The organism is Thermalbibacter longus (assembly GCF_023806485.1).
Taxonomy (GTDB): domain Bacteria; phylum Chloroflexota; class Chloroflexia; order Thermomicrobiales; family Thermomicrobiaceae; genus Thermalbibacter; species Thermalbibacter longus.
This window is the reverse complement of the sequence record NZ_JAMSLR010000063.1, coordinates 1-262: the sequence shown is the minus strand read 5'-3', so window position 1 is coordinate 262 and position 262 is coordinate 1. Positions and strand designations below refer to the sequence as shown.

1 pseudogene is annotated in these 262 nt (G+C 76.0%); it reads left to right on the top strand.

Features of this window, described 5'->3' with window-relative positions:
- Window positions 1–58: 58 nt before the first annotated feature.
- Window positions 59–262, top strand: a pseudogene (locus tag NET02_RS16455) (2-alkenal reductase); the annotation flags it as partial.

The following is a 262-nucleotide window of genomic DNA, read 5'->3' as shown; positions in this document are numbered from 1 at the left end:
ACGTGGGTCAAGGGGCCCGCCCGCAGGGTGACGGGCGCAGCCGGCGCGGAGGGCGGCGGTGAACGCACGGCGCCTGTGGCTGCTGTTTGCGCAGACCGTCACGGTGTTGCTGGCGGTCTGGTTCGTGGTGGCCACGCTCAAGCCGCACTGGCTGGCGAGGTCGCGGGCGTGGACCCAGGCGGTGCCGGTGTTGCAGGCAGCGCAGGCCGAGCGCAGTCCGGTCGTGGAGGCCACCAGCCTGGCGGCGGCGGCCCGCGCCGCC